This is a genomic window from Rhizobium sp. YTUHZ044 (assembly GCF_051123975.1).
Taxonomy (GTDB): domain Bacteria; phylum Pseudomonadota; class Alphaproteobacteria; order Rhizobiales; family Rhizobiaceae; genus Rhizobium.
In genome coordinates, this window is the sequence record NZ_CP101426.1 from 173,776 (window position 1) to 199,023 (window position 25,248).

The 25,248-nt window shown below is 62.8% G+C and carries 24 protein-coding genes; 12 read left to right on the top strand and 12 right to left on the bottom strand.

The annotated features are described in order from the left end of the window. Window positions 1–5: 5 nt before the first annotated feature. Window positions 6–521, bottom strand: coding sequence for a CAP domain-containing protein (locus tag NL154_RS00855; protein ID WP_210629310.1), 516 nt, complete (start codon window positions 519–521; stop codon window positions 6–8). Between the two features lie 2 nt (window positions 522–523). Continuing rightward, window positions 524–790: a DUF6460 domain-containing protein gene (locus tag NL154_RS00860; protein WP_064800579.1), complete on the bottom strand. Its 267-nt coding sequence runs from the start codon at window positions 788–790 to the stop codon at window positions 524–526. Between the two features lie 143 nt (window positions 791–933). On the opposite strand from NL154_RS00860, the gene NL154_RS00865 reads away from it, so the two are divergent. Together NL154_RS00865 and NL154_RS00870 are read left to right on the top strand one after the other, a co-directional pair. After that, on the top strand, window positions 934–1,866 hold the full coding sequence (locus tag NL154_RS00865; RefSeq protein WP_221145900.1) for a class I SAM-dependent DNA methyltransferase: 933 nt from the start codon (window positions 934–936) through the stop codon (window positions 1,864–1,866). Window positions 1,867–2,076: 210 nt separating this feature from the next. After that, window positions 2,077–2,712 carry a YitT family protein gene (locus NL154_RS00870; RefSeq protein ID WP_221145902.1) on the top strand — a complete coding sequence of 212 codons (636 nt, stop codon included), beginning with the start codon at window positions 2,077–2,079 and terminating at the stop codon, window positions 2,710–2,712. A gap of 308 nt (window positions 2,713–3,020) precedes the next feature. Here NL154_RS00870 and NL154_RS00875 read toward each other — a convergent pair whose 3' ends face one another. From NL154_RS00875 to NL154_RS00885, 3 genes are read right to left on the bottom strand one after another with little or no spacing between them, the layout of a single operon-like run. Then, a complete protein-coding gene (locus NL154_RS00875; protein ID WP_434734164.1) occupies window positions 3,021–3,182 on the bottom strand; it encodes a hypothetical protein in 162 nt (53 codons plus the stop codon). Between the two features lie 54 nt (window positions 3,183–3,236). Next, a complete protein-coding gene (locus NL154_RS00880) occupies window positions 3,237–3,698 on the bottom strand; it encodes a carboxymuconolactone decarboxylase family protein (RefSeq protein ID WP_221145912.1) in 462 nt (153 codons plus the stop codon). A 21-nt stretch (window positions 3,699–3,719) separates the two neighbouring features. Beyond that, window positions 3,720–4,220, bottom strand: coding sequence for an RrF2 family transcriptional regulator (locus NL154_RS00885; RefSeq protein ID WP_210629306.1), 501 nt, complete (start codon window positions 4,218–4,220; stop codon window positions 3,720–3,722). Between the two features lie 126 nt (window positions 4,221–4,346). Here NL154_RS00885 and NL154_RS00890 point away from each other — a divergent pair, with 126 nt between their 5' ends. Genes NL154_RS00890 through pdeM form a run of 3 tightly spaced genes read left to right on the top strand, consistent with a single transcriptional unit; the run spans window position 4,347 to window position 8,297 of the window. After that, window positions 4,347–4,979, top strand: coding sequence for a YitT family protein (locus NL154_RS00890; RefSeq protein ID WP_210629305.1), 633 nt, complete (start codon window positions 4,347–4,349; stop codon window positions 4,977–4,979). A 49-nt stretch (window positions 4,980–5,028) separates the two neighbouring features. Next, the gene (locus NL154_RS00895; RefSeq protein ID WP_434733433.1) at window positions 5,029–7,548 is read left to right on the top strand and encodes a ligase-associated DNA damage response DEXH box helicase; all 2,520 of its coding nucleotides are present in this window, start codon (window positions 5,029–5,031) and stop codon (window positions 7,546–7,548) included. 23 nt (window positions 7,549–7,571) lie between these two features. After that, a complete protein-coding gene (gene pdeM, locus NL154_RS00900) occupies window positions 7,572–8,297 on the top strand; it encodes a ligase-associated DNA damage response endonuclease PdeM (RefSeq protein ID WP_210631697.1) in 726 nt (241 codons plus the stop codon). Window positions 8,298–8,335: 38 nt separating this feature from the next. On the opposite strand, the gene NL154_RS00905 is transcribed toward pdeM, so the two are convergent. Further along, the gene (locus NL154_RS00905) at window positions 8,336–8,917 is read right to left on the bottom strand and encodes a transglycosylase SLT domain-containing protein (RefSeq protein ID WP_221163584.1); all 582 of its coding nucleotides are present in this window, start codon (window positions 8,915–8,917) and stop codon (window positions 8,336–8,338) included. Window positions 8,918–9,204: 287 nt separating this feature from the next. Further along, a complete protein-coding gene (locus NL154_RS00910; protein WP_221145918.1) occupies window positions 9,205–9,762 on the bottom strand; it encodes a dihydrofolate reductase family protein in 558 nt (185 codons plus the stop codon). A gap of 194 nt (window positions 9,763–9,956) precedes the next feature. Here NL154_RS00910 and NL154_RS00915 point away from each other — a divergent pair, with 194 nt between their 5' ends. Both NL154_RS00915 and NL154_RS00920 read left to right on the top strand, forming a co-directional pair. Further along, window positions 9,957–10,565: a TetR/AcrR family transcriptional regulator gene (locus NL154_RS00915; RefSeq protein WP_434733434.1), complete on the top strand. Its 609-nt coding sequence runs from the start codon at window positions 9,957–9,959 to the stop codon at window positions 10,563–10,565. Between the two features lie 12 nt (window positions 10,566–10,577). Continuing rightward, complete coding sequence (locus tag NL154_RS00920; protein ID WP_210629300.1) at window positions 10,578–10,865, top strand: YciI family protein; 288 nt, start codon at window positions 10,578–10,580, stop codon at window positions 10,863–10,865. A 35-nt stretch (window positions 10,866–10,900) separates the two neighbouring features. Here NL154_RS00920 and NL154_RS00925 read toward each other — a convergent pair whose 3' ends face one another. From NL154_RS00925 to NL154_RS00940, 4 genes are all read right to left on the bottom strand, one after another. Next, window positions 10,901–11,701 (bottom strand): TIGR02186 family protein, encoded by an 801-nt coding sequence (locus tag NL154_RS00925; RefSeq protein ID WP_221145923.1) that lies wholly within the window; start codon window positions 11,699–11,701, stop codon window positions 10,901–10,903. Next, window positions 11,701–12,624 carry a sulfite exporter TauE/SafE family protein gene (locus tag NL154_RS00930; RefSeq protein ID WP_210629298.1) on the bottom strand — a complete coding sequence of 308 codons (924 nt, stop codon included), beginning with the start codon at window positions 12,622–12,624 and terminating at the stop codon, window positions 11,701–11,703. The genes NL154_RS00925 and NL154_RS00930 overlap by 1 nt, the downstream gene beginning before the upstream one ends. Before the next feature lie 315 nt (window positions 12,625–12,939). Beyond that, on the bottom strand, window positions 12,940–16,692 hold the full coding sequence (locus NL154_RS00935; protein ID WP_221145925.1) for a peptidoglycan-binding protein: 3,753 nt from the start codon (window positions 16,690–16,692) through the stop codon (window positions 12,940–12,942). Window positions 16,693–17,030: 338 nt separating this feature from the next. Further along, window positions 17,031–17,714 carry a DNA-3-methyladenine glycosylase I gene (locus NL154_RS00940; RefSeq protein WP_210629296.1) on the bottom strand — a complete coding sequence of 228 codons (684 nt, stop codon included), beginning with the start codon at window positions 17,712–17,714 and terminating at the stop codon, window positions 17,031–17,033. 240 nt (window positions 17,715–17,954) lie between these two features. On the opposite strand from NL154_RS00940, the gene NL154_RS00945 reads away from it, so the two are divergent. From NL154_RS00945 to NL154_RS00955, 3 genes are all read left to right on the top strand, one after another. Beyond that, complete coding sequence (locus tag NL154_RS00945; protein WP_434733435.1) at window positions 17,955–19,751, top strand: acyl-CoA dehydrogenase C-terminal domain-containing protein; 1,797 nt, start codon at window positions 17,955–17,957, stop codon at window positions 19,749–19,751. A 171-nt stretch (window positions 19,752–19,922) separates the two neighbouring features. Then, window positions 19,923–21,131, top strand: a complete 1,209-nt coding sequence (locus NL154_RS00950) for an acetyl-CoA C-acetyltransferase (protein WP_210629294.1) — start codon at window positions 19,923–19,925, stop codon at window positions 21,129–21,131. Window positions 21,132–21,199: 68 nt separating this feature from the next. Next, on the top strand, window positions 21,200–23,416 hold the full coding sequence (locus tag NL154_RS00955) for a 3-hydroxyacyl-CoA dehydrogenase NAD-binding domain-containing protein (RefSeq protein ID WP_434733436.1): 2,217 nt from the start codon (window positions 21,200–21,202) through the stop codon (window positions 23,414–23,416). 315 nt (window positions 23,417–23,731) lie between these two features. Here the strand turns inward: NL154_RS00955 and NL154_RS00960 are convergent, their stop codons facing one another. Continuing rightward, entirely contained in the window at window positions 23,732–24,232 is a 501-nt protein-coding gene (locus NL154_RS00960) for a MarR family winged helix-turn-helix transcriptional regulator (RefSeq protein WP_210629293.1), read from the bottom strand. A 58-nt stretch (window positions 24,233–24,290) separates the two neighbouring features. Between NL154_RS00960 and NL154_RS00965 the strand changes: the two genes are divergently transcribed. Beyond that, window positions 24,291–24,695, top strand: a complete 405-nt coding sequence (locus NL154_RS00965) for a GFA family protein (protein WP_221145933.1) — start codon at window positions 24,291–24,293, stop codon at window positions 24,693–24,695. Between the two features lie 102 nt (window positions 24,696–24,797). Beyond that, complete coding sequence (locus tag NL154_RS00970; protein WP_221122733.1) at window positions 24,798–25,241, top strand: YybH family protein; 444 nt, start codon at window positions 24,798–24,800, stop codon at window positions 25,239–25,241. Window positions 25,242–25,248 lie beyond the last annotated feature (7 nt).

Below are 25,248 nucleotides of genomic sequence, written 5' to 3' on the forward strand. Positions count from 1 at the left end.
CTGCCTCATATCGAGGCAGAATCGCCTCGGCTGGAAAGCACCATGGCCCAATAGGGGAGGTTCCTGGAAGCCGTATTATGGGCGACGGCGACGCCGAGGCCGTCATAACGACCGAGCATGTTTTCCAGGTGATGCGGCGAATTGATCCAGGCCGTCACCACGGCTTCGACGCTCTGCTGGCCGGACGCGATATTCTCGGCCGCCGGCAGCCGCACGCCGCTCGCCTTGACGCGGGCGCCGAAACTGTCGGTCATGCCCATGAGATGCGCCATCTTGCCGGCGCTCGCCATGCGCTTGGCCTGAAAAAGGGCGGCCGTCTGCGCCGCCGGATCGACCTCAAGCGGTGGCAGGCCGTTCTTGGCTCTCAGCTGGTTGACCAGCGGCAATACGCTCGCCGTCTCATCCTCGCCGTTCGAGGGCGTGTCGGCAATTTTCGGCGTCGTGGTGCAGCCGGCGACCGCGGCGAGTGCAAGTCCGGAAAGGCAGAGCAGGCTGCGCCTGGAAAGATCGATCGATGTCATGTTTACCGGCGATAGCTGAAAAGGCGAAGGATGACGAAGAGCGGGATGACGATCGTTGCCCCGAGGAGGAGATAGTCGCCGACGCGTCCGAGCGCTGCAAAGCCCCGGTGCCAGAGTTCCAGGATGAAGTCGCGGAATCCATAGATGATGTTCCACGGCGTCAGCCCGAACACAGTCATGACGAATCCGACGATCAGCGACACGACGACGAGTTTAATCAATGTGCGGCCGAGCGAATCGCCGAGGAACCTGTTCACCTGATCGGACATGCGCCATCTCCTGTTTGCCCCATGGAATAAGGTCGCGGCGCAACGCCCGCAAGCCCTTTCCGGAATTGGCCGCTTCGCCTCTGAATTAGGACTTGAGTTTTTTTGTGGCCGCCGCCAAATGCCAGCGAAACGATAGGTCCGTCATGCAGTCCCACCAGCTTTCCTCAGGCGATGTCATCGCCGACCGCCGCGCCGATTATGCCAGGATGCTCGAAGAAGGCGGCGAGGCGGAGGCAGCGGCCGAACTGATGGAACAGGCGCTCGAACTCGCGCCTGCCTGGGCCGCCGGCTGGTATCGGCTCGCCACCTATCTGGAAAAGGCGGGCAGGGGGGCAGCCGCGATCGAGGCCTATCGCCGGACGCTCGCCCTCGATCCCGAGGATATATTCGGCGCCACCCTCAAGCTTGCCCTTCTCGGCGACGCTGTGATCCCTGACCGGCCGCCGAGCCGCTATGTCGAGCGCCTGTTCGACGATTATGCCGACCGATTCGACACCGCCCTGGTCGACAAACTCGATTACAGCGTCCCGCAGAAGCTGGCGGCCCTCGTTTCTTCCACCGACAAGCGTTACGAATGCGCCGTCGATCTCGGTTGCGGCACCGGTCTGCTCGGCCAGGAGATCCGCGCTCTCGCCGGCCGCCTCGAAGGCTTCGACCTGTCGCAGAACATGCTGGCCAAGGCTTCCGACAAACGGGTCTATGATCACCTCGCCCAGGCCGATCTGTCGCTTGCGCCCGATCGCTCCTGCCTGTTCGACGATGCCGGGCGCCGGCGGGCCGACCTCGTGACCGCAGCCGACGTGCTGATGTATCTCGGCAACCTCGAGAGCGTCTTTGCGATCGCCGGCGAACTCGCCGCCGCCGGTGCGGACTTCGCCTTTTCCGTCGAGGATGCGGGCGACCGCGACGGCTTCCATCTTGCCCCGTCGCTGCGTTATGCCCATTCGGAAGCCTATGTGAGGCAGCTGCTTGCCCGCCACGGCTTCGAAATCCTCAAGATCGTCAGGACGGTCATTCGCAAAGATGGCGGAAAACCGGTTTCCGGCATTCTGTTCCTTACGCGCAGGGCAGTGTGAGCGAACATTTCTTGCTATTTTTTAATAGGTCAGCATTGCTTACCTATTTCGCTTGATGGCAATGGCAGAAGGCTGATATTGCAATGATATCCGCCAGAAGCGCGGCGATACAGGCAGGGCCTACCGGCTCATTTCACATTGGAAAAAACTCACCGCCTTCAGGAGTTCCTCCGAGGCGTTCGCGAACTCGTCTGCCATGGAGACTGGGATATGACACAGCGCATCAATGCCCTTGGCGTCTGGAACACCAGCGCGACGCGCCATACACCGATCGAAGACGTGCAGGGTATCTTCTCCGGCAGCCTGGTTGCCGCCCTCGGCCTTTATGTGCTCGCCAGCGCCGGCCTTCTCACCGGCAGCACCGCCGGTGTCGCCTTCCTCCTGCACTATGCCTTCGGCGTCAATTTTGGCCTCGCCTTCTTCCTGCTCAACCTGCCGTTCTTCTATCTCTCCTGGAAGCGCCTCGGCCTGGTCTTCACCCTCAAGACCTTTGTCGCCATCGGTCTGACCTCGGTGCTGGCTGAGGTGCAGTCGCGCTTCCTCTCGATTTCGAGCATCCACCCTGCCTGGGCCGCCCTTCTCGGCGGCCTGCTGCTCGGCTTCGGCCTGCTGGCGCTTTATCGCCACCGCGCGAGCCTCGGCGGCGTCGGCATTCTCGGCATCTACCTGCAGGAACGCTTCGGCATCCGCGCCGGTCTCGTCCAGCTCGCCATCGACATGTGCGTGCTCGCCGCCGCCTTCTTCGTCACCACGCCGCCCGTCGTCTTCTATTCGGTCCTCGGCGCCATCGTCCTCAACCTCTTCGTCGCCATCAACCACCGCGCTGATCGTTATATTGCGCTGTAAGGGTGGCTGCCTCATCCTAAGAGAAGTCCCCTCCCCAACCCCTCCCCACAAGGGGAGGGGCTTATATGCCGCTCTCGTTGCTTTCTATTTCACTCTTGCAGCCGCAGAAGCCTGACGTTTGTCTCAGTTGGTGCAACGCCTTAGCCCCTCCCCCTTGTGGTAGGGGTTGGGGAGGGGTCTCTTTCCTGGCGCCCACGGCCAAACTCAAACCTTACAAATCGGTAACCCACTCTAAACAAATCGTAACTTGCCTCAGATCAGCCCCGGCGCGACACTCCTGTCGCGCCGGATTGATGAGGTGAACCATGTCAGATCTGGAAAAACTCGTAAGACGCCGCATGCAGGAAGAATACGCCAAAGGCGCTTCCGCAGAGGAAATTACCAAGGTTGTCCGCGACATATTCAACAGCATAGACCTCTCCGGCAACGGCGCTGACGCCGTTGTCGCGCGGGCCGCTGCCGATCACCAATGATGAGATAATCGACCGACCCGAGATATTCGGGTCGGTTCCCGTGAATATCGCTTACGCGGCTTTCGTCACCTGGTCGATGGGATGCTGCGAGCGGAAGCCGACGGCAAGGCGGTTCCAGATATTGATCGCACCGATCGCCACCGTGATCTCGGTCATCTCCTTTTCGGAGAAATGCGCCTTCAATGCCTCGTAATCTGCGTCCGGCGCGCCTGTCTTGGCGACATTGGTCACCGCGTCGACCCAGCCGAGCAGCGCCCTTTCGCGCGCGTCATAGATCGGCGATTCCCGCCAGACGCACATCAGGTTGATCCATTGTTCGCTGAGCCCATCATGGCGGGCTTCCTTCACATGCATGTCGACGCAGTAGGCGCAGCCGTTGATCTGCGAGGCGCGTAGCTTGATCAGGTGGATGAAGCGGCGCTCCAGCCCGGAAGACTGGACATGTTGTTCGAGTGCGACCACTGCTTTGTAAGCATCGGGAGCGGCTTTGGCGAAGTTGAAACGCGGTTGCATGTCTTTCTCCTATGTTGTGGCTCAACGAGCCGTCTTGCGTTCATGGATTTCAAGGAAGGCGCAGCCCCGGGCTGCGATCGATCCGTCGTCGAGGGCGGCAAGTTCGATGCCGAGATCGGCAATGCTGGTCTTGGCGAGTTCGGCCCGGTAGACCCGCTCGGCCCGGAGCATCGCGGCGCTTATGTTGCAGGGCTTGGCGAAGAAGCGCTCGGAAACCGGGTTCGGTCCGCGCTGGCGGATTTCGGCACAGCGGAAGGCTGGCGCCGGCCCTTCGACCGCAAGCAATATGTCGAGCAGCGAAATGTCCGCTGGCGCCTTCGCCAGCCGATAGCCGCCCTTCGGCCCCGGCACGGTATCGAGGATGCCCGCGCCCGACAGTGCTTGCAGGTGTTTGAGCAGGTAGCTCGTCGAAACACCGTGGAATTCCGCCAGGGCAGCCGCCGAAAGCACACCGCCTTCGGAGAGGCCGGAGAGCATGGCGACGCTGTGAATGGCCTGCTCGACTCCATCGCTCATTTTCATCGATGCCATCTCCACTAATCATGGATAAAATATATCTATGATTATGTGCGCTGTCAACGGCGTCGCTGGGCACTTGTCTTTATCCCTGCGCCGGATAGAAAACGGCAAAGCCGATAGGGGAACATCATGGCCTCCAATGCCTTCACGGGCCTTCTGAATTCCAGCGCCGATCGCCATTCGCTGTTCGACGACGCGCAGGGTATCGTCGCCGGCAGCATGCTCGCCGTGCTCGGCGTCTCGCTGCTTTCCGGCGCCGGTCTGCTGGCCGGCGGCACCGCGGGGCTTGCCTTCCTGGCCCATTACGCCACCGGGATCAGTTTCGGTCTCTGCTTCTTTGCCGTAAACCTGCCCTTCTATTATCTCGCTTTCCGCCGTCTGGGCCCGGCCTTCACCATCAAGACCTTCATCGCAATCGGACTGACCTCGGTCCTGTCCGAGTTCGCGCCTGGATTCATCGGCGTGACGCATGTCCATCCGGTTGCCGGAGCGCTGTTCGGCGGCCTCGTCATTGCCGCCGGCATGCTGGCGCTCTTCCGCCACCGCGCCAGCCTCGGCGGCATCGGCATTCTCGCCCTCTATATCCAGGATCGCTTCGGCTGGCGCGCTGGCCTCGTCCAGCTCGGCTTCGACGGCATCGTGCTGGCGCTCTCCTTCTTCGTCGCCAGCCCCTTCATCATCGCCTGCTCCGTGCTTGGCGCCGTCGTGCTCAACCTGACGCTCGCCATCAATCACCGCAAGGACCGCTATATCGCGATGTAGGCGGCGGCCCTGCTCTTCTTTTTCGCCCGCTTTTCACTACCTTCAGGACGTGGACCAGATCGATTCCGACACCTTGCTGCCTGCCGCCTTTACCCGCTGGTTTGCGGAAAAGGGCTGGCGCCCGCGCGCCCATCAGCTGGAGCTGCTCGCCCGCGCCGAGGCCGGCCAGAGCACGCTGCTGATCGCGCCGACCGGCGCCGGCAAGACGCTGGCCGGTTTCCTGCCCTCGCTCACCGATCTCACCCGCCGCGGCAAAATTCCGCCCGGCTCCGCCTTCACCGGTATCCATACGCTCTACGTCTCGCCGCTGAAGGCGCTGGCGATCGATATCGAGCGCAACCTGATGAAGCCGGTCGAAGAGATGGGTCTGCCCGTCACGATAGAAAATCGCACCGGCGATACGCCGATTGCCAAGCGCCAGCGCCAGAAGCTCAATCCACCGGATATTCTGCTGACGACGCCGGAGCAGGTCGCCCTGCTTCTGGCCAACGGTGAGGCTGAGCGTTTCTTCAAGGACCTGAAATATGTCGTGCTCGACGAGCTGCACTCGCTCGTCACCTCCAAGCGCGGCCATATGCTGTCGCTCGGCCTTGCCCGCCTGCGCCGGCTTGCCCCCGACCTGAAGACGATCGGGCTTTCGGCGACGGTTGCCGAGCCGATGGACCTGCAGAAATGGCTGGTCGCCCAAAGGGAGGGCGGGGGGCAGGAGGGCAGGGAGCATCATGCCGGTCTCGTCGTCGTCGAAGGCGGCGCCAAACCCGATATCTCGATCCTGTCGACCGAGGAGCGCATTCCCTGGGCCGGTCATGCCGCCCGTTACGCCATTCCCGATGTCTACAAGCAGCTGCTCGAACACAAGACGACGCTGCTGTTCGTCAATACCCGCAGCCAGGCCGAGATGCTGTTCCAGGAACTCTGGACGATCAATGACGACAATCTGCCGATCGCCCTGCACCACGGTTCGCTCGATGTCGCGCAGCGCCGCAAGGTCGAGGCGGCGATGGCCGAAAACCGGCTGCGCGCCGTCGTCGCCACCTCAACCCTCGATCTCGGCATCGACTGGGGCGATGTCGATCTCGTCATCCATGTCGGTGCGCCGAAGGGTGCCTCGCGGCTTGCCCAGCGCATCGGCCGCGCCAATCACCGCATGGACGAACCCTCGAAAGCGATCCTCGTGCCGGCCAACCGTTTCGAGGTGATGGAGTGCCAGGCCGCCCTCGACGCCAATTATATCGGCGCCCAGGACACGCCGCCCGTCGGCCGCGGCGCGCTCGACGTGCTCGCCCAGCACGTGCTCGGCATGGCCTGCGCCGAACCTTTCGACATGCTGGAACTCTACGATGAAATCATCAGCGCCTCGCCCTATGCCGATCTCAGCTGGGAGACCTTCGAGCGCGTCGTCGATTTCGTCGCGACCGGCGGTTATGCGCTTCGGACCTACGAGCGTTACGCCCGCATCCGCAAAACCAAGGAGGGGCGCTGGCGCGTCTCCAATCCGGCCGTCGCCCAGCAGTACCGCCTCAACCTCGGCACCATCGTCGAAAGCCCGATGCTGAACATCCGCATGGTCAAGCGCGGCGAGGGCGGCCGGATCGGCCGCGGCGGCGCCACGCTGGGCAAGGTCGAGGAATATTTTCTCGAGCAATTGTCGCCGGGCGACACCTTCGTCTTCTCCGGCAAGGTGCTGCGTTTCGAAGGCATCCGGGAAAACGAATGCCTGGCCTCGCAGGCCTTTTCGCTCGATCCGAAGATCCCCGCCTATAATGGCGGCAAGTTTCCGCTGTCGACCTATCTCGCCGAGCAGGTGCGGGCGATGATCGCCGATCCCGATCGCTGGCGCCACCTGCCGGATCAGGTGCGCGACTGGCTGGCGCTGCAATCCGACAAGTCGATGCTGCCGAAACGCGACGAGTTCCTGATCGAAACCTTTCCGCGCGGCAGCCGCGGCTATATGGTCGCCTATCCCTTCGAGGGCCGTCTCGCCCATCAGACGCTCGGCATGCTGCTCACCCGCCGGCTGGAGCGGGCGGGCGCCAAGCCGCTCGGTTTCGTCGCCACCGATTATTCGCTGGCCGTCTGGGGCCTGGAGGATATGGGGCTGATGATCGGCAATGGCCGGCTCAGCCTCTCCGACCTCTTCGATGCGGATATGCTCGGCGACGATCTCGAAGCCTGGCTCGCCGAATCCTTCCTGCTGAAGCGCACCTTCCGCAATTGCGCCGTGATTGCAGGCTTGATCGAGCGCCGCCATCCGGGCAAGGAGAAGAGCGGCCGCCAGATCACCGTCTCGGCCGATCTGATCTACGACGTGCTGCGCAGCCATGAGCCGGATCACATCCTGCTGCAGGCGACGCGCCAGGATGCGGCGACGGGACTTTTGGACATAAGTCGTCTTGGCGATATGCTGATGCGAATCAGGGGCCACATCACCCACCGGCCGCTCGACCATATTTCCCCGCTCGCCGTGCCGGTGATGCTGGAGATCGGACGGGAGGCGGTGCCGGGCGAGGCCCATGATGCGCTGCTCGCCGAAGCGGCCGACGATCTGATCGCCGAAGCTCTGGCTTGACGAATTTGGAAACGACGACAGTGATGAACCGCTTGGCGCTCGCGCGCGACATATCGGGACTGGCCGCAATACCGGGCATCGAGACGTCGGTGAACGGTATTGCCGCCGTTTGCGATCCGCTCGGCGCCCTCTATCTGCCGGATGCCGGCCTGCTTGTCGTCTCCGACCTGCATCTGGAAAAGGGTGCCGCCTTCGCCCGCCGCGGCATGATGCTGCCGCCCTATGACACGCTGGCGACGCTGACCGTGCTTTCCGCCGTCATCTCGCGTTACGACCCGAAGCTCGTCGTCTCGCTCGGCGACAATTTTCACGACCGCATCGGCTCGAAGCATCTGCCGGACAATTTCCGCGCTTTGATCGTCGGCATGGCGCGTGGCCGCGAATGGATCTGGGTCAACGGCAATCACGATCCCGATGGCGTCGTCGATCTCCCGGGCGCCTGCGTCGACGAGGTGCACTATGCCGGCCTGACCTTCCGCCACGAGCCGAGAAACGGCTTACAGAGCGGCGAGATCGCCGGCCATCTGCATCCTTCGGCGACCGTGCGCCGACGCGAAAGATCGATCCGCCGCCCCTGTTTTGCCGCCGATGGCGCCCGCCTCCTGATGCCGGCCTTCGGGGTGATGAGCGGTGGTCTCGACCTCGGCCATCAGGCGATGAAGGGCCTGTTCGACAAAGCTTCGCTGATCGCGCACCTGTTGGGACGCGACAGGATCTATTCGGTCCGCTACGGGAATTTGCGGGGGTAGCGCCTGTCGATAGGGTGCCACACGGCACGCCTTTGAACTCAATCACACCCGTGCAACTGTTGCTGATACATCCCGGCCATGCGTGCGAACTTCTGCGCTGTCTGCTGCAATTGCCCGTTCGAGCGCCAGTCACCGCGCTTATATCCGGTCGGACCGGAATAATAGGCGAGATAGAGGTTATAGGCATCGTTCAGTGGAATGCCGGTGTCCACGCTGTTCTGGTAATGATACCAGCCGATGAAATCGATCGCGTCGGTAAAATTCGTCCGCCGCGCCGCCCAGTTCCCCGTCTGCGACTGATAGTGATCCCATGTCCCGTCGAGCGCTTGCGAATAGCCGTAGGCCGTCGACGGCCGGGTCCAGGGAATGAAGCCGAAGAGCTTGGTGCGCGGCGGCCGCGCATAGGGCTGGAAGCCGGATTCGGTGTACATCGTCGCCATCAGGATCGGTACGGGCACGCCGTATTTCTTCTCCGTCCGCTCGGCCGCCCTCTGCCAGCTGGAGAAAAGTCCTTCACGCTCGTCGAAGACGGCGCAGATGTTCCTCGTCTGCTTCGGCGCCGTCGCGCAGCCGGCAAGCAGCGCGAGACCCACGGCGGTCAGAACGATACGAGTACGCATAACAGAACCTCTCGTTTCCGAGAGATTACTAACTCGTAAATGTTAAAAACCGGTTTTTAGTCGAATACGAGCTTTTCCGAAGGGATGCCATTATGAAGACTCCTCCCCAATCCCTCCGCACAAGGGGAGGGGCTAAGGCGCTGCGCCAATTGGGCAGACGTCAGCCTTTCCGCAGATGCAAGGGTGATATGGAGAGCAGCGGGGGCGGCATATAAGCCCCTCCCCCTTGTGGGGAGGGTTGGGGAAGGGTCTTTTTCAGGAACTAGACAGCCAAGACCCACGGGCCGCTACGCCTCGACCGGCTCGTAGCGCAGGATCACCGCGCCACTTTGCGTGGTCGAGGATTCGATGAGCTTCAACGGCACTTGGGCCTCGTTCGCTTTGAAAAGGGGATTGCCGCCGCCGAGAATGACCGGCACCACGCAGACCCTGATCTCATCGATGAGGCCGGCCTTCAGCAGGCTGTCGGCAAGCACGGCGCTGCCGAAGATGAAGATGGTCTTGCCGTCTTCCTGCTTCAGCCTCCTCAACTCGGGGATAGGATCGCTGACGACACGCGCATTGTTCCAGCCGGGATCGGTCATCGTTCGAGAGACGGCGATCTTGGGAGTGCCGTTCATATAGGCCTTGATCTTGTCTTCGTCCTCCGCGGTCGGCCAGTAGGCGGCCATGCCTTCATAGGTCTTGCGGCCGAAGACCAGAAGATCACCTTCCTCGCCGAACTGCTCGGCATAGCGCTTGAGCTCCGGTCCCCAGGCGAGATTGTGGAAGTCGATGTCCCACGGTTTCGTTCCCTCGAAATAGCCATCGAGCGTCATCAGGTTCCACACGACAAGCTTCCGCATTTTTATCCTCCTCGAAAAACCAGTTTCAATAAGCAACTGGTTCACGATAGTACAACTGATTGCGAAAGGCAAGTGGTTCGAAAGGCTCCATCGACAAGGGTCTCGGCGCTTGACTCTTCAGGTCGATTGTCCAAATACCGTCTAGGTCAAATGACCTACGAGTCGTAGCCTATCGCGGATAGAGGGAGAATATAATGGTCGCTGCGGCCACCCGACAGCAGATAGTGGAAGCCGCCGACGGGCTTTTCTATGAAAGAGGCTTCGAAGCAACGTCCTTTGCCGACATTGCGGGAGTAGTCGGACTCTCGCGAGGCAATTTTTATTATCACTTCAAGACGAAGGACGAGCTTCTCGATGCGGTGATCACCCATCGCCTCCGCAAGACCAGGTCAATGCTCGATGGGTGGGAAGCGAAAGCCGAGACCCCTGAGGAGCGCATTCTCAGCTTCGTCAATCTCCTCATCGTCAATCAGGCGAAGATCATGGCCTATGGCTGTCCGGTCGGCACGCTTTGCGGCGAACTCGCCAAGCTCGATCACAGCGCCAAGGGCCGCGCTGCCGAACTTTTCGATCTGTTTCGCCATTGGCTCTCACGTCAATTCAGCGCATTCGGCCGCGAGGCTGAAGCCGATGCGCTTGCCATGCACATTCTGATGCGAAGCCAAGGTGTTGCGACGCTCGCGGCCGCCTATCACGACGAAATCTTTGTTCGAAACGAGGTGGAAAACATGCGCGCCTGGCTGTCTGCGCAGCGGCCCGGAACACCCGTCTTTCCCGAAACCTATTCCCGACAGCATTGCTAAAGGAGCCCTTGGATGTTTTTCATTACGCTGAAGTTTTCTGATGGCAAGGCCAAAGCGCCCGTTCTGATGGAGGCGCACAATGCCTGGCTCAAACGCGGCTTCGACGATGGGATTTTTTTTCTCGCCGGCGGCCTTCAGCCGAACGCAGGTGGAGCGGTCGTCGCTCACAACACCTCGCGCGCTGAACTCGAAACCCGGATCCGGCAGGATCCTTTTGTAGCGGAAGGCGTCGTCAGCGCCGATATTCTGGAAATTGCCCCCGCCCGCGTCGATGAGCGGCTCGCCTTCCTGAAGACATGAGACAAGGGCGCGATGATTTCGCCGTCGGCGCCGGATCATTCCTTGCGGAAGATCAGGCTGGCCCCCCAGCCGGTGACGACGGCGAGCGCCACGGCCGCAAAGCCGTAGAGGATCGGCTGATCATGGGCCGCATCGGTGATCGTCTGCTCGATGCCCGTCTTGATGACGCGCAGCGGCAGCGATTTATCGGTGATGAGATTGCCGCTCTTGAAGAGATAGGCACGCACCGTATGCACCCCGTTCGGAATATTTGCCGGCAGGCGCAGGCTCGCCTTGAAGAGGTTCGATGAAACGAACCGCACGCCGCTCGGGTTGCGGTCATAAAGCGCGCCGCCCTGCTGCAGTCGGAGGAAAGCCTGACGGAATTCGCCGAGATTGCTGCCGTCGCCGACGAAGCCGACCGGCGTCAGCGGAATGTGGTCGATGCCGATCCCCTGATCGGTGAGTTCGAGCGGCGTCGTCAGATCGTCGATCATGCGCGAGCTCGACATCGAATAGGAATGCGGCACCGCCTCGAAAGTCATCGAGCGCCTGTTCACCCAGATGCCGAAGACGCGTTCCTTCTTGCGCACCGTTGCGTCCTCGCGCGGGCCTTCCAGCACCACCACCACGTCATACTGGCCAATGGCGAGCAGCAGCTGGTCGGTGTTCGAGAGCGCCCCGAAGATCGTCAGATCCGCGCCATGGAAATCCGAAGTGATGGCGATTTCGCTGGTCGATGTGCCGATCTCGAGCCCCTCGCGCACCGCTTCCGTTGCCTGCCCCGGCAGCCACTGCGCTCCGGCAACCGCCGGCTGCAGACACAGGAGCAGGAGGATCGAGGCAAGCAGGCGCATCAGTTGCCGGTCCCCATCACCACCGAATAGACGTCCGCCGGCGTGACCACCAGCGCGATCGCCAGACGCAGGCCGACGGCCAGCACCAGCAGGCCGAGCAGGGCGCGCAGCTGTTCGCCGCGCAGCTTCTGGCCGACGCGCACGCCGTATTGCGCCCCGACGACACCCGCCACCATCAGGATGAAGGCAAGCACGATGTCGACGGAGAAGTTCGTCGCCGCCTGCACGATCGTCGTATAGGCGGTCACGAAGATGATCTGATAGAGCGAGGTGCCGACCACGACATTGGTTGGGATGCGCAGGAGGTAGATCATTGCCGGCACCATGATGAAGCCGCCGCCGACACCCATGATCGAGGTGAGGATACCGATCGCAAAGCCGAGCGCAATGATCGGAATGACGCTGAGGAAGATCTTCGATTTCTTGAAGCGCACCTTGAGCGGCAGCTTGTGCACCCAGTGCTGGTGGCCCGGCTTGCGCGGTACAGGCGGCTCATTGCGTGCCGCCCGCCGCATGGCATTGATGCTTTCGAGCAGCATCAACCCGCCGACCGTGCCGAGGAAGACGACATACATCAGCGAGATGATCAGATCGAGCTGGCCGATGGCACGCAGCAGCGAGAAGATCCAGATGCCGACGGTCGCCCCCGAAAGACCGCCGACCAGAAGCACCGTGCCGAGCTTGACGTCGAGCGTGCCGCGTCGGAAATGGGTGATCGCGCCCGAAATCGACGACGCCACGACCTGGTTGGCACCGGTGGCGACGGCGACGACGGGCGGGATGTTGTAGAAGATCAATAGCGGGGTGATGAGAAAACCGCCGCCGACGCCGAACATTCCAGACAGGAATCCGACGGCCGCCCCCATGCCGAGAATGATGAAGATGTTCACCGACAATTCTGCGATTGGCAGATAGATTGTCACAACCGACCCCGAATGATGACCGCTCCTGCCGGGCGGTTCCTGTCATGTCCCCGTTCGAATGCACACCATACTGTGAAATCGTTGCCAGAGGCTTTCGATCGGCCCTGATGGATGGAGATCGATGGCAGGAGATTCGGCGATGCGCGGATCGATATGTCCGCCATAATCGGGCTTTTTTCAGGTTTTGTGACGACCGTTGGAAAAATTCGGAAAAGCTTGCGGCAAAGCGCCGCGGGGCCGGCGAAGACCCTCCCTAACCCCCTTTGTGGCGAGGGGTTGGCGAGGGGTTTTAGGCTCGGCCTTCGTCGACGCGCCTCAGATCGCCTTGGCGACCTGCTTGTTGCGTTCGAGCAGCGCCTTGACGGTCGCGTCGCTCACCTTGCCGTCCGGCTCCTGGCCGATCGACTTCTGGAAGCTCTTGATCGCGGCGACGGTTTTCGCCCCCATTTCGCCGTCCGGCACGCCGGCGTCGAAGCCGTTATTGTTGAGGATCGCCTGGATGTTGCGGATCGCCTTCTTCATGTCGACGGTTGCCGTCTTCATGCCCGTGCCCGCCCATTCGTCGGGAATGTCGATGCCGTTGGCGCGATGGTCGAGCGGTTCCGGCTTCCAGAGATCGGCCTTGGCGCGCGCCCGTTCGAGCTGGTCGGCCTTCATGGCGTTGGCCACTTCGTCGCGCTTCTGCGCTGCATCCTTGTCGCCGGCCTTGGCGGCGATCGCGAACCACTTGTAGGATTCTTCCAGATCCGCCGGAACGCCGTTGCCCCTCGCGCAGAGGATTGCCAGGTTGAACTGGCTATCGGTGATGCCGAGATTGGCGGCCTTGGTGAACCACGACGCCGCCGTCGCATAATCCTGCTGGCCGAGTGCGCCGGAGGCGTAGAGAACGGCGAGATTGTGCATGGCGCTGGCATTGCCCTGGGTCGCCGCCTGCTCGTAGAAGCCCTTCGCCTTGGCGATGTCGCGTTCGACGCCGTTGCCCTTCTCATACATGCTGCCGAGCCGGTATTGCGCCGGTGCAAAACCCTTGTCGGCCGAAAGCTGGTACCAGCCTGCGGCCTGTTTCTGATCGACGCCCATGCCGTTGCGGCCGTCCGAATAGCGCGCACCGATCTCGAACAGCGCCAGGGCGTCGCCGCCCTGCGCCGCATCGGCAAGTGATTTCGGCTGCACGCTGTCGGGGATGGCGATCGCTGCCTGCGGCGCGGCCGCCGCTGCGGTCGGGCTGTTCGGAGTGAAGCTCGAGGTTTCCTGCGTAGCCGCGGACGAGCCGGCGGGGGCCAAGGTTGCAGCCCCTTCGCCGTCGAGCGGGGTTGCATCGGTCAGATGATCGCCGGCGGCAGCCGGGGCTTTTTCAGGCTGCGCCTGATCGATGGCCGGCGCGCGCTCCGTTGCAGGGGCGTTCATATCGGCAGAGCCGGTGTCCGGCTTGGCGGGTGTTGCCTCAGGCAGGACCGGCTGCGGGTTGTCCGTCACCCCCGTCAGTGCCGAGACCTCCGCCGGCGGCTGCGGTGCGGGTTCGCCGCTCGTCAGCGTCCGGGCCAGCGGAAAGGCCATGATGGCGAGCAGCACGGCGCCGACGGCGAGAAGAATTGGCCGGCGGTAGCGCGAAAAGGCGCTGGTTTTGCCCGCCTTGCCGGCCTTGTCGGCATTCGCGGCCTTCTTCTCGGCCTTGACTGCCGCCTGCTTCGGATTGGCGTCCACTTCCATTGCGGCTGCCTGCGCCGCCCGGCGCGCAGCGGCGATGTAATCGGCGCGATCGGTCTCGACGGCAGGTTTGCCGCGTTGGGCATTCTGGCTGGCGCGCACCCGCTCGAGAATCTTCTTGACGTCGGGCGCGCCCGAACCCGGCTCGAGCAGTTCGTTCGCGGCATCCGTTGGAACCACGTCGGCGGGATCGATCGACGGCGCCGGGTCGATCACCGGTCGCTCGTTCGCCTGCGTCTCGGCTTTCTTGGCGGGCCGCAGCCGCTTGCCAAGGCTGGCGAGCAGGCTGGTTCTTACCGGTGCCGGCGTCGGGGCCTCCGGCGGCCGCGTTGCGGCTTCGATGGCGATTGCGCTCGTCGCGCTCATCGCCGTAGCCTGGGCGACCGGTTCGGCTGCGACCTCTGCCGTGCGGATGACCGGAGAGGCCTTCGCCGCCAGGACCGCCTCCGGTGTCTGGGCGGCTTCGGTCACCAACAGCGCGTAGGGGTCGACATCGAAATCGACGTCGGCCACCGGCATCTGAGCGATCGGCCGTCCGCGCTCTTCCATGCTGTCGAGGCGCTCGGCGATATGGACCAGCGTCTCGTGCAGCGCCTTGAAGGTCTTGTGCGTGCGCTCCTCGCTGTCGCGGCTGATATCCTCGAGATGGCGCAGATCCTCGGCCAGCGCCGTCAGCGCCGACAGGTCGGCGGCGGGCACGCCGCCCTGCAGGCCGCCATTGCGCGAATAGGCCTCGACGACGGCTTCCGCCGCCTGGCGCGCCGCCTCGATGATATATTCGTCGCTTGTCGCCATATAGTCTTCGATCGCGCCCATGCGCCGGTCGAGATCGGCCGGAATTGCGGCGCCTTCGCGCGGCTCGCTCATCAGCGCCGAAAGATTGGCGATCTGGTCTTCGAGGTTCTTCAGCGCCCGCGGATCGGTTGGCGGGGCCGCTGTGGTCTCTTCCAGCCGGGCGGCGATGTCGCTCAGCCGGCCTTCGAGACGCTGGAAGGCTCTGTCATCGATCGCCGCGGCAGGTGCGGGTTGCTGATGGGCCATCTCGTCGATCCGCCGGGCGAGATAATCGAGCCGCTGAGCCAGCACGTCGTTGACGGCGCCGTTCTCGAGCGCGTCGATCTTGCGGGAGATGTCGGAAAGCGGTCCGGTGAGGTCGGGTTGCGCGGCCGCCATCTGGGTGCGCTCCAGCAGGTAGGAAAGATGTTCCAGGCGCTCGTCGAGCCGCGACGTCGCTTCCGCCTTGGTCAGCTCCTCGACACGCTCCGTCAGCGCCTCAAGCCGCATCGCCAGCTCGTCGGCCGGGTTTGCGCGGCTGGCCGCGTCATGGCTCATCAGGTCGATCTGGTCGGCGAGCGACGAGAGGCGGCTTTCCAGCCGCTGCATCAGCGTCGGATCGTTGCCGGCGGCCGCGCGTCCGCTGGCAGCGATCGCCCGGCTGATCTCATCGAGCCGCGTGTCCATGGCCGCGAACTGCTCGGACATGACCCGGTCATGCGGCTGGATCATGTTGCCGAACTGCTCCATCGCCGTGGCGATGGCGATCAGCTTGTCTTCCAGTGCCCGCACCGCCGGGCTTTCGCCCATGCCGCCGATATGGCGCTTGATATCGTCGAGCCGGTAGGCCAGCGAAACGAGCTCTTCCTGCAGCCCCTCGGTATCGAGTGCGGCAAGCCGGCTCTCGACGCCGTCCCAGCGGTTTTCCATGTGGCGCAGCGAATCCTCGCGCGCCAGTCCGTCCATCAGCGAGCGCAGCTCCTCGAACTCCTCCCGCAGGCCGGCGGCCTCGGGGCCGCTCGAGCGGCCGGTCAACTGGCTGATGCTCTGGGCAAGACGGCCCATGTCGGCGCGGATGTCGTCGGCGAAGCGGCTGTCTCCGGCAGTAGCCTTGATCTCGCGGAGTTCGGCGCGCAGCGCGCTCATCTCGCGGGACACGCCCTCGGAAATGTCGCGCTTCAGGTCTTGGCGCAGGTTGACGAGCGCCTGGGCGATCTCGGTCATCGTGTCGTCGCCGGCGCGCAAGGCAGGGGCGGCGAGTGGCGCCGCGGCGCGGGGTGCGGGGTCGCGCAGCTGAGCGGCCTGCTCGCGCCCATAGGAGCGTTCGCGGCCCGCTTCCAATGCGCGCTGGCGCTGGCGAATTTCCGCCAGCGGATCCGGCCGCGGCTCGAGCGGCGCCCTTGCCGGCCGCGGCGCATGGGGGGCCGCATAAGGATCGCGCTCGGCCGTTGGCGTGCGCGGCCGCTGATCGCGTCCGCTGCCCATCAGCCCTTCGATGCGCGCCTCCAGCCCTTCGATCGTGCGGTTCAGCGCATCGAGCGAGGTCCTGTCGGACTGTCGGGAAGGATTTGATCGCGATCCGTTCATCTTCTTGCTCGCTTCGACTGTTCGACCTCTCGTCAGAGCTCGATCCGTGGCTTTTCCGTCTATGGCCCGCGCCTGTCACGGACCGGAGCGCCTTCATCCATGAGAAGATAGTCAATTAGACTTTCCTCGCGCTGAACGATGTAGCGGCATCCTTGGGAAACGCGAGACGGGGAAAAGGAATGCGGATCACTACGGCTCAATCCGCACCTTTCACGAAACGTGGTAAACAAGCCGTTAAGATCGATGAGAATTTTTTAACGTTTGCATCCGAAAGGCCATTTTAGACGGCAATTGCCGTGAAATTCGCCGGATCGAATGGACATCATCCGATCGGAATTTCAGCGCGCCGCGTCGATCGAATAGGCGCTGATGCGCGAGAGATGGATGAAGGAAAGCCCGGTCTCCTCGGCCCAGTCGTTGAAGGCCTGCTGGATCAGTTGCTGGTCCTTCTTCGCAGTGCCGGAGGAGGAGAGCGGCACGCCGGCCGATCTCAGGCAGGCGAGCACGTCGAGCGTGGCGACGAAGCCGTCGCGGCCGATGCCGCGCAGGAAATACTGGCCGGTCATGCCGCCGAGCCGGCTGCCGCGTTTGCTCAACAGCTCGAGAAGGCCGATCTGGTCCTCCCGCGGCCAGTCGGCGAAGAAGGCGCCGGCGCTGCCATGTTCCCTCGCCAGCTCTCTGACGAAGGCGGCATTGGCGCGAACCGACATGATCTTCGCGCCATTGCGGATGATCCGCGCGTCCGATGTCAGCTCATGCCAGTAATCGTCGGGCGCGATATTCAGCGCCGCAGGATCGAAGCCGCAAAACGCCGCCTCAAAGCCTGGCCATTTCGCATCGATCACCTTCTGCACGAAGCCGCTGTAGAAGATTCGGCGGGTCATGTCGGCCAGGATGCGGTCGTCCGGCATCGCGCGCAGCCGGTCGTGATCCGGCCGGTAATTCTGCAGCAGGGCCTGGAGGCCTGCCGCTCCGCCTTTTCGTTCTTCCGCGCGCTGCCTTATCGCCTCGAAACTGATCATGCCGACCCACCTGATGCATAGTGAAAGACGCTTGCGCTTATAAGCCATTCCCCAATGGACAAGGAAGATGAGATGACGTCTCCTGCCTCCGCATCAACGGCTTGCGGATTCGCGCTCTCAATTTTTTCATGAAAAGGCGATCGAGAGGCAGGATTTGACGTTTACGCAAACGTCAATATTTTGTAAGACGATGACCAAGGCCGGCGCGATCCGGTTATTTGAATGGGAGGAATTTGAGAGATGCCAGTCTACAAGGCCCCGGTGAACGATACGCTTTTCGTTCTGAACGACGTGCTGGGCCTCGAACGCTACAACAATCTTCCCGGTTTTGCCGATGCGACGCCCGATATGATCGAGGCGATCCTCGGCGAGGCGGCCAAGGTGGCCGAGGAAGTTCTTTTTCCGGTCAATTATTCCGGCGACCAGGAAGGCTGCAGACGCCAGGACGACGCCAGTGTCTCGACGCCGAAAGGCTTCAAGGAAGCCTATAAGGCCTATCGTGAAGGCGGCTGGATCGGCCTTGCGGTGCCGGAGGAATTCGGCGGGCAGGGGCTTCCCTATACGCTGCATGCCGCCGTCGGCGAATATACCTCCGCCGCCAACATGTCGCTGATGATGTATCCCGGCCTGACCCAGGGGGCGATCGCCGCGATCCTCGTCCATGGCACGCAGGAACAGAAGGAAACATATCTGCCGAAGATGGTCGACGGTTCCTGGTCCGGCACGATGAACCTCACCGAGCCGCATTGCGGCACCGATCTCGGCATGCTGCGCACCCGTGCGGTGGCGCAGGCGGACGGAAGTTTCAAGATATCTGGCCAGAAGATCTTCATCTCCGCCGGCGAGCACGACCTCACCGACAATATCGTCCACCTGGTTCTGGCCCGCATCGAGGGCGCACCGGAGGGCACCAAGGGCATCTCGCTGTTCATCGTCCCGAAATACCTGGTCGGCAAGAACGGCGCCCTCGGCGACCGCAACCCCGTCACCTGCGGCGCGATCGAGCACAAGATGGGCATTCACGGCAATGCCACCTGCGTCATGAACTACGACGAGGCGACCGGTTTCCTGATCGGCGCCGAAAACCGCGGCCTCAACGCCATGTTCGTGATGATGAACGAGGCCCGGCTGATGGTCGGCCTGCAGGGCATCGCCATTTCGGAGATCGCCTATCAGAATGCGGCGAACTACGCCCGTGACCGCATCCAGGGCCGCTCGCTGTCCGGCGTCAAGGCGCCTGATAAGAAGGCCGACCCGATCATCGTCCATCCCGACATCCGCCGGACGTTGATGACCATTCGCGCTTTCAACGAGGCTGGCCGCGCCTTCCTGCTCTGGACCGCGCTAAAATCCGATATCGCCCACCGCGCCACCGACGAGAGGGAGCGACAGACGGCGGACGACATTCTCGGCCTCGTCACCCCGATCCTCAAGGGCGTGATGACCGACAGGGGCTTCGACCACGCCGTCATGGCCCAGCAGGTGTTCGGCGGCCACGGCTATATCGAAGAACACGGCATGAGCCAATATGTGCGCGATGCCCGCATCGCGATGATCTACGAAGGCGCCAACGGCATCCAGGCGCTCGATCTCGTCGGCCGCAAGCTCGCTCTGAACGGCGGCCGCGCCGCCATGGCGCTGTTCAAGGAGATCGGCGATTTCTGCGAGGAGAACCGCAGCGACGAGAAGCTCTCGTTCTTCACCAAGCACCTGAAGAAAGGCTTGAACGACGTCCAGGGCGCGACCATGTGGTTCATGCAGAACGCCATGGCCAAGCCCGACAATGCCGGCGCCGGCTCGACCGATTACATGCATCTCTTCGGCCTCGTCGTTCTCGGCTATATGTGGGCGAAGATGGCGAAAGCCGCTGAGGAGGGCCTTGTGTCAGGCGATGCGAGCCGCGAGGATTTCCTGAAGAACAAGCTGGTGACCGCCCGCTTCTTCATGGAACGCATCATGCCGGAAACCGCCCTGCGCAAGGCCCGCATCGAAGCCGGCGCCGATACGATGATGGAATTGGCCGCGGAAGCGTTTTGAGCCGGTTCTCCCTCCCCCTTGTGGGGAGGGTTGGGGTGAGAAGCGGTCGGCGCAGCCGACGAAACGATCCGGTGAATCGTTTCGAGCGCCGAACGCCCTGAGTTTATACGAAGGGCTATTTGGTCTTCGCAGATTTTGAAGGCGCGTCGGCGCCGCCAGGGAGACGAGACAATGACCGAGGTTTTCATTTACGATCACGTCCGCACGCCGCGCGGCCGCGGCAAGAAGGACGGCGCCCTGCATGAGGTGCCTTCCGTCCGCCTCGCGGCCAAGACGCTGGAAGCGATCCGCGACCGCAACGGGCTCGATACGACAACCGTCGACGACATCATCATGGGCTGCGTCGATCCGGTCATGGATGCCGGCGCCGTCATCCCCAAGGCTGCCGCCTTCGAAGCCGGCTATTCCACCCGCGCGCCCGGCATGCAGATCTCCCGCTTCTGCGCCTCCGGCCTCGATGCCGTCAATTTCGCCGCCGGCAAGATCGCCCAGGGCGCCGACGACATCGTCATCGCGGGCGGTGTCGAAAGCATGTCGCGCGTCGGCCTGGGCATGTCCGGCGGCGCTTGGTTCATGGACCCTTCGGTGAACTTCCCGGCCTATTTCATGCCGCAGGGCGTTTCAGCCGATCTCATCGCCACCAAATATGGCTTCAGCCGGATCGATGTCGACGCCTACGCCGTCGAGAGCCAGAAGCGCGCCGCCCATGCCTGGGAGCAGGGCTGGTTCGACAGGTCGGTCGTGCCCGTCAAGGATCAGAACGGCCTGACGATCCTGGATAAGGACGAGCATATGCGCCCCGGCACCGACATGCAGGCGCTCGCCTCCCTCAACCCGTCCTTCCAGATGCCCGGCGAGATGGGCGGCTTCGAGGCCGTCGGCATCCAGGCCCACCCCGAGATCGAAAGGATCAATTATGTCCACCATGCCGGCAATTCCTCCGGCATCGTCGACGGCGCCGCCGCCGTGCTGCTCGGCTCGAAAACCGGCGGTGAAAGCATGGGGCTGAAGCCGCGCGCCCGCATCAAGGCTTTCGCCAATATCGGCTCCGACCCGGCTTTGATGCTGACCGGGCCGGTCGACGTCACCGAGAAGCTTTTGAAACGGACCGGCATGAGCCTGTCCGACATCGACCTCTTCGAACTGAACGAGGCCTTTGCCGCCGTCGTGCTGCGCTACATGCAGGCCTTCGACATCAGTCACGACAGGATCAACGTCAATGGCGGCGCCATCGCCATGGGCCATCCGCTCGGCGCCACCGGCGCCATGATTCTCGGCACCGTGCTCGACGAGCTGGAACGCCGCGACCTCAACACCGCGCTGGTAACGCTCTGCATCGGCGCCGGCATGGGCACGGCAACCGTTATCGAACGCGTTTGATGGAATCGGAACCCTCCCCTTGAGGGGACGGGCTTTACCGCAAGAGAATTCAGGGAGAGGAATTCCCAATGAGCACCTACACCAATTTCACGCTCGAAACCGACGCCGACGGCATCGCTCTCGCCACCTGGGACATGCCCGGCAAATCGATGAACGTCTTCACCGCCGAGGTAATGGAAGAGCTCAACGCCATCATCGATGCGACCACGGCTGACGCCGCCGTCAAGGGTGTCGTCTTCACATCAGGCAAATCCTCCTTCTCCGGCGGCGCCGATCTGTCGATGATCAAGTCGATGTTCAGCTCCTATCAGGACGAGAAGGCAAAGAGCCCGGAAAAGGCGGTGCAGACGCTCTTCGGTCTCGTCGGCCGTATGTCCGGCCTGTTTCGCAAGCTCGAAACCTCGGGCAAGCCATGGGTTTCGGCGATCAACGGCACCTGCATGGGCGGCGCCTTTGAACTGTCGCTCGCCTGCCACGGCCGCATCGCCTCCAATGCCAAGAGCGTCAAGATTGCGCTGCCCGAGGTCAAGGTCGGCATCTTCCCCGGCGCCGGCGGCACCCAGCGCGTGCCGCGGCTCGCCAACGCCCAGGACGCGCTGCAGATGATGACGACGGGCCAGTCGCTGAGCGGCTCGCGCGCCAAGGCGATGAACCTCGTGCATCAGGTGGTCGACCCGGATCAGCTGATCCCCGCCGCCAAGCAAATGATCAAGGATGGCCTGAAGCCGGTCGCGCCCTGGGATGAGAAAGGCTTCAAGCTGCCGGGCGGCGGCATCTGGACGCCGGCATCAGCCCAGCTCTGGCCGGCCGCGCCGGCGATCCTGCGCCGCGAGACCTCGGGCAATTATCCGGCGGCCCTCGCCATCCTGAAATGCGTCTATGAAGGCCTGCAGGTGCCCTTCGATACCGGCCTGAAGATCGAGCAGCGTTATTTCACCGAGGTGCTGCAGACCCGTGAAGCCTTCTCGATGATCCGCTCGCTGTTCATCTCGATGCAGGAACTCGGCAAAGGCGCCCGCCGCCCGGCCGGCATCCCCAAGTCCGAACTCAAGCATGTCGGCGTCGTCGGCGCCGGCTTCATGGGCGCTTCGATCGCCTATGTCACCGCCGCTGCCGGTCTCCCGGTGACGCTGATCGACCGCGACATGGAAGCTGCCGCCAGGGGCAAGGCCGTGTGCGAGGGCCTCGTCAAGGATTCTGTCGGTAAGGGACGATTTACGCAGGACGAGGCTGCAACCCTTCTCTCCCGCATCACTCCTTCGGCCGACTATGCCGGGCTCGCTACTGCCGATCTCGTCATCGAGGCGGTGTTCGAGGATCGCGAGGTGAAGAAATCGGTCATCGAGGCGGTTGAAGCCGTGCTGCCGGAAGGCGCGATCTTCGCCTCCAATACCTCGACGCTGCCGATCACGGGACTGGCGAAGAATTCCAAGCGCCCGTCCAATTTCATCGGCATCCACTTCTTCTCGCCGGTCGAGAAGATGATGCTGACCGAGGTCATCCTCGGCAAGGAGACCGACGACAGGGCTCTGGCCGTCGCGCTCGATTATGTCGCGGCGATCAAGAAGACGCCGATTGTCGTCAACGATACCCGCGGCTTCTTCGTCAATCGCTGCGTGCTGCGCTACATGTCGGAAAGCTACGATATGCTGATCGAGGGCGTGCCGCCGGTCATGATCGAGAATGCCGCTAAGATGGCCGGCATGCCGGTCGGTCCGCTGGCGCTCAACGACGAGGTGGCGATCGACCTGTCGCTGAAGATCCTCAAGGCCACCGTTGCCGATCTCGGCGAAAAGGCGATTGACCCCAGGCATATGGAGTTGATCTCCCGCATGGTCGAAAAGGAGGGCCGCTTCGGCCGCAAGAATTCCAAGGGCTTCTACGACTATCCGCCGAAGCCGGCGAAGAAATCGCTCTGGCCGGAGCTGAAGAGCTTTTACCGCCAGAAGAACGCCGACGAGGTCGACGTCGCCGTTCTCAAGCAGCGCTTCCTCGTCACCATCGCGCTCGAAGCCGCCCGCACGGTGGAAGAAGGCATCGTCACCGATCCGCGCGAAGCCGATGTTGGCTCGATCCTCGGCTTCGGCTTCGCGCCCTATACCGGCGGGGCGCTCAGCTATATCGACGGCATGGGTGTGGAGGCTTTCGTGGAACTGGCCGAAAAGTTGGCGGGAGCTTACGGAGAGCATTTCAGACCGACGCCGCTGCTGAAGGATATGGCCGCCAAGGGCGAGATATTTTATGGGCGGTTCGATCCCTATGCTGCAGCGAAGGCAGCGGCGTAAGCCGCTTCTGCGGCCTTGATCCGAAGGCGGCCTGTTTTAAAAAGGGCTGTCTTTGTCGTCGAGCAGTGTGGCACCCCCTCTGGCCTGCCGGCCGTCTCCCCCACAAGGGTGGAGATCGGCTGGGCGCGAGGGCTTCCCCAAACAACTAAGGGGATGGTGAGTGTTGCTGCCGTTCGAGAGGGAGCGATAGCCAAGCCTCCGCCGATCTCCCTCCTTGTGGGGGAGATGCCCAGCAGGCCAGAGGGGGTACCACACGGCACACGGTTAAGAGACAACTCTCCACCGCGAGCACAACCCGGAAGCATCGCCAGCAATTCAGCCGCGAGCCTCCTCCTTGGCCTCCAATATCTCCATCACCCGCGCCATCACCGCCCGCGCTGATTCAAGCTCCGCTGCCGTAAACGCCGCGCTCACCCCGTTCGCCCATTCCGCCTGCGCCACCTCGATCGCACCAAGCCGCTCCGCTCCATCCGCCGTCAGCAGCACCAGCTTGGCGCGCTGATGCTGCGGGTTATCGGCATAGGCGATCAGCCCTTCACCCTCCAGCACATCGGCAAGCCGCTGCACGCCCTGGCGGGCGAGGCCGAGCGTGCGGGCGATCTGCGCCACCGAAAGCTCGCCGCGCCTTGCCGCTGCCAGCACCTGCCAGCGCGCGCTAGTCTGTCCCGCCGGTTTTGACAACCGGTCGCCGGCGGCCGTCAGGTGACCGGCCAGACGCAGCGCTGTGATCGCGAAAGCGGAGAAGGCATCCCCTTCCATCGTTCGCTCCGGTCGATTATGTTTGACAATATGTTGTCTATTTCGTATCTCGTTCATGGTGACAACATATTGTCATATCCAAGTGTCTGATGCAACGTCGAAGGAGGAGCGCGCCATGAAGAAGACCTACCGGGGAAGCTGCCATTGCGGCAAAGTGCGTTACGAAGTGGATATGGACCTCGAGGCCGGGACCGGCCGCTGCAATTGCTCGATCTGCGCCAAGCGGCGTTATTGGGGCGCCAACGTCAAGCCGGAGGATTTCCGGCTGATGTGCGATGAGGCGGAGACATCAGACTACCAGTTCAACACGATGAGCGGCCATCACCGCTTCTGCCGCACCTGTGGCGTGCCGGCCTATGGCGACGGTTATGTCGAGGCGATCGGCGGCGCCTATGTCTCGATCAATATTGCCTGCCTGGATAATATTACGCCCGAGGAACTGGCGGCGCTGCCGGTTCGTTACGCCGATGGCAGGCACGATGCCTGGTGGAACGAGCCTGAAGTGACGAGTTATCTCTGAAGCAATTCCAGCAAAACGCGGAATGCCAAGATTGAAATGCATCATTGTCGGATCGTCCTCCTGCCGCGCGTCCTCTGTCCATAACGGAGAAGGAAAACGGCCGTGAAAGACGAAGCAAATGTCAGGCACGAGGAAGAGGCGGTCATCGCCATGCTGATGATGCGGGCCAAGGCGCTGGGGGAAAAGAACGCCGAGGAGGCGCTTTCCTACGAGGCCGAAGATTCCGTGGAATTTTCCCTTGCGCCGCCGCTGGTCATGAACGGCAAGGACAAGGCAGGCCTGCAGGCCTGGTTCGACACCTGGGAAGGTCCGATCGGCGGCGAGGTGCGCGACGCCAAACTGACGGTCGGCGAGGGTGTCGCTTTCTGGAGTGGCCTCACGCGGATGACCGGGAAGAAGACCGATGGCACCGAAGTCGATCTCTGGTTCCGTCAGACCCTCGGCCTCGTCAAGCAGGATGGCCGCTGGCTGGTCGCCCACCAGCACGCCTCGGTGCCTTTCGCCATGGATGGCAGCGGCCGGGCACTGCTGGATCTCCAGCCGTGAACACTCC

Bases quoted from the DNA above. Each gene is read 5' to 3' on its own strand.
- NL154_RS00855 (WP_210629310.1), bottom strand. From the start codon at position 521: ATGACATCGATCGATCTTTCCAGGCGCAGCCTGCTCTGCCTTTCCGGA.
- NL154_RS00860 (WP_064800579.1), bottom strand. From the start codon at position 790: ATGTCCGATCAGGTGAACAGGTTCCTCGGCGATTCGCTCGGCCGCACA.
- NL154_RS00865 (WP_221145900.1), top strand. From the start codon at position 934: ATGCAGTCCCACCAGCTTTCCTCAGGCGATGTCATCGCCGACCGCCGC.
- NL154_RS00870 (WP_221145902.1), top strand. From the start codon at position 2,077: ATGACACAGCGCATCAATGCCCTTGGCGTCTGGAACACCAGCGCGACG.
- NL154_RS00880 (WP_221145912.1), bottom strand. From the start codon at position 3,698: ATGCAACCGCGTTTCAACTTCGCCAAAGCCGCTCCCGATGCTTACAAA.
- NL154_RS00885 (WP_210629306.1), bottom strand. From the start codon at position 4,220: ATGAAAATGAGCGATGGAGTCGAGCAGGCCATTCACAGCGTCGCCATG.
- NL154_RS00890 (WP_210629305.1), top strand. From the start codon at position 4,347: ATGGCCTCCAATGCCTTCACGGGCCTTCTGAATTCCAGCGCCGATCGC.
- pdeM (WP_210631697.1), top strand. From the start codon at position 7,572: ATGAACCGCTTGGCGCTCGCGCGCGACATATCGGGACTGGCCGCAATA.
- NL154_RS00905 (WP_221163584.1), bottom strand. From the start codon at position 8,917: ATGCGTACTCGTATCGTTCTGACCGCCGTGGGTCTCGCGCTGCTTGCC.
- NL154_RS00910 (WP_221145918.1), bottom strand. From the start codon at position 9,762: ATGCGGAAGCTTGTCGTGTGGAACCTGATGACGCTCGATGGCTATTTC.
- NL154_RS00915 (WP_434733434.1), top strand. From the start codon at position 9,957: ATGGTCGCTGCGGCCACCCGACAGCAGATAGTGGAAGCCGCCGACGGG.
- NL154_RS00920 (WP_210629300.1), top strand. From the start codon at position 10,578: ATGTTTTTCATTACGCTGAAGTTTTCTGATGGCAAGGCCAAAGCGCCC.
- NL154_RS00925 (WP_221145923.1), bottom strand. From the start codon at position 11,701: ATGCGCCTGCTTGCCTCGATCCTCCTGCTCCTGTGTCTGCAGCCGGCG.
- NL154_RS00935 (WP_221145925.1), bottom strand. From the start codon at position 16,692: ATGAACGGATCGCGATCAAATCCTTCCCGACAGTCCGACAGGACCTCG.
- NL154_RS00940 (WP_210629296.1), bottom strand. From the start codon at position 17,714: ATGATCAGTTTCGAGGCGATAAGGCAGCGCGCGGAAGAACGAAAAGGC.
- NL154_RS00945 (WP_434733435.1), top strand. From the start codon at position 17,955: ATGCCAGTCTACAAGGCCCCGGTGAACGATACGCTTTTCGTTCTGAAC.
- NL154_RS00950 (WP_210629294.1), top strand. From the start codon at position 19,923: ATGACCGAGGTTTTCATTTACGATCACGTCCGCACGCCGCGCGGCCGC.
- NL154_RS00955 (WP_434733436.1), top strand. From the start codon at position 21,200: ATGAGCACCTACACCAATTTCACGCTCGAAACCGACGCCGACGGCATC.
- NL154_RS00960 (WP_210629293.1), bottom strand. From the start codon at position 24,232: ATGAACGAGATACGAAATAGACAACATATTGTCAAACATAATCGACCG.
- NL154_RS00965 (WP_221145933.1), top strand. From the start codon at position 24,291: ATGAAGAAGACCTACCGGGGAAGCTGCCATTGCGGCAAAGTGCGTTAC.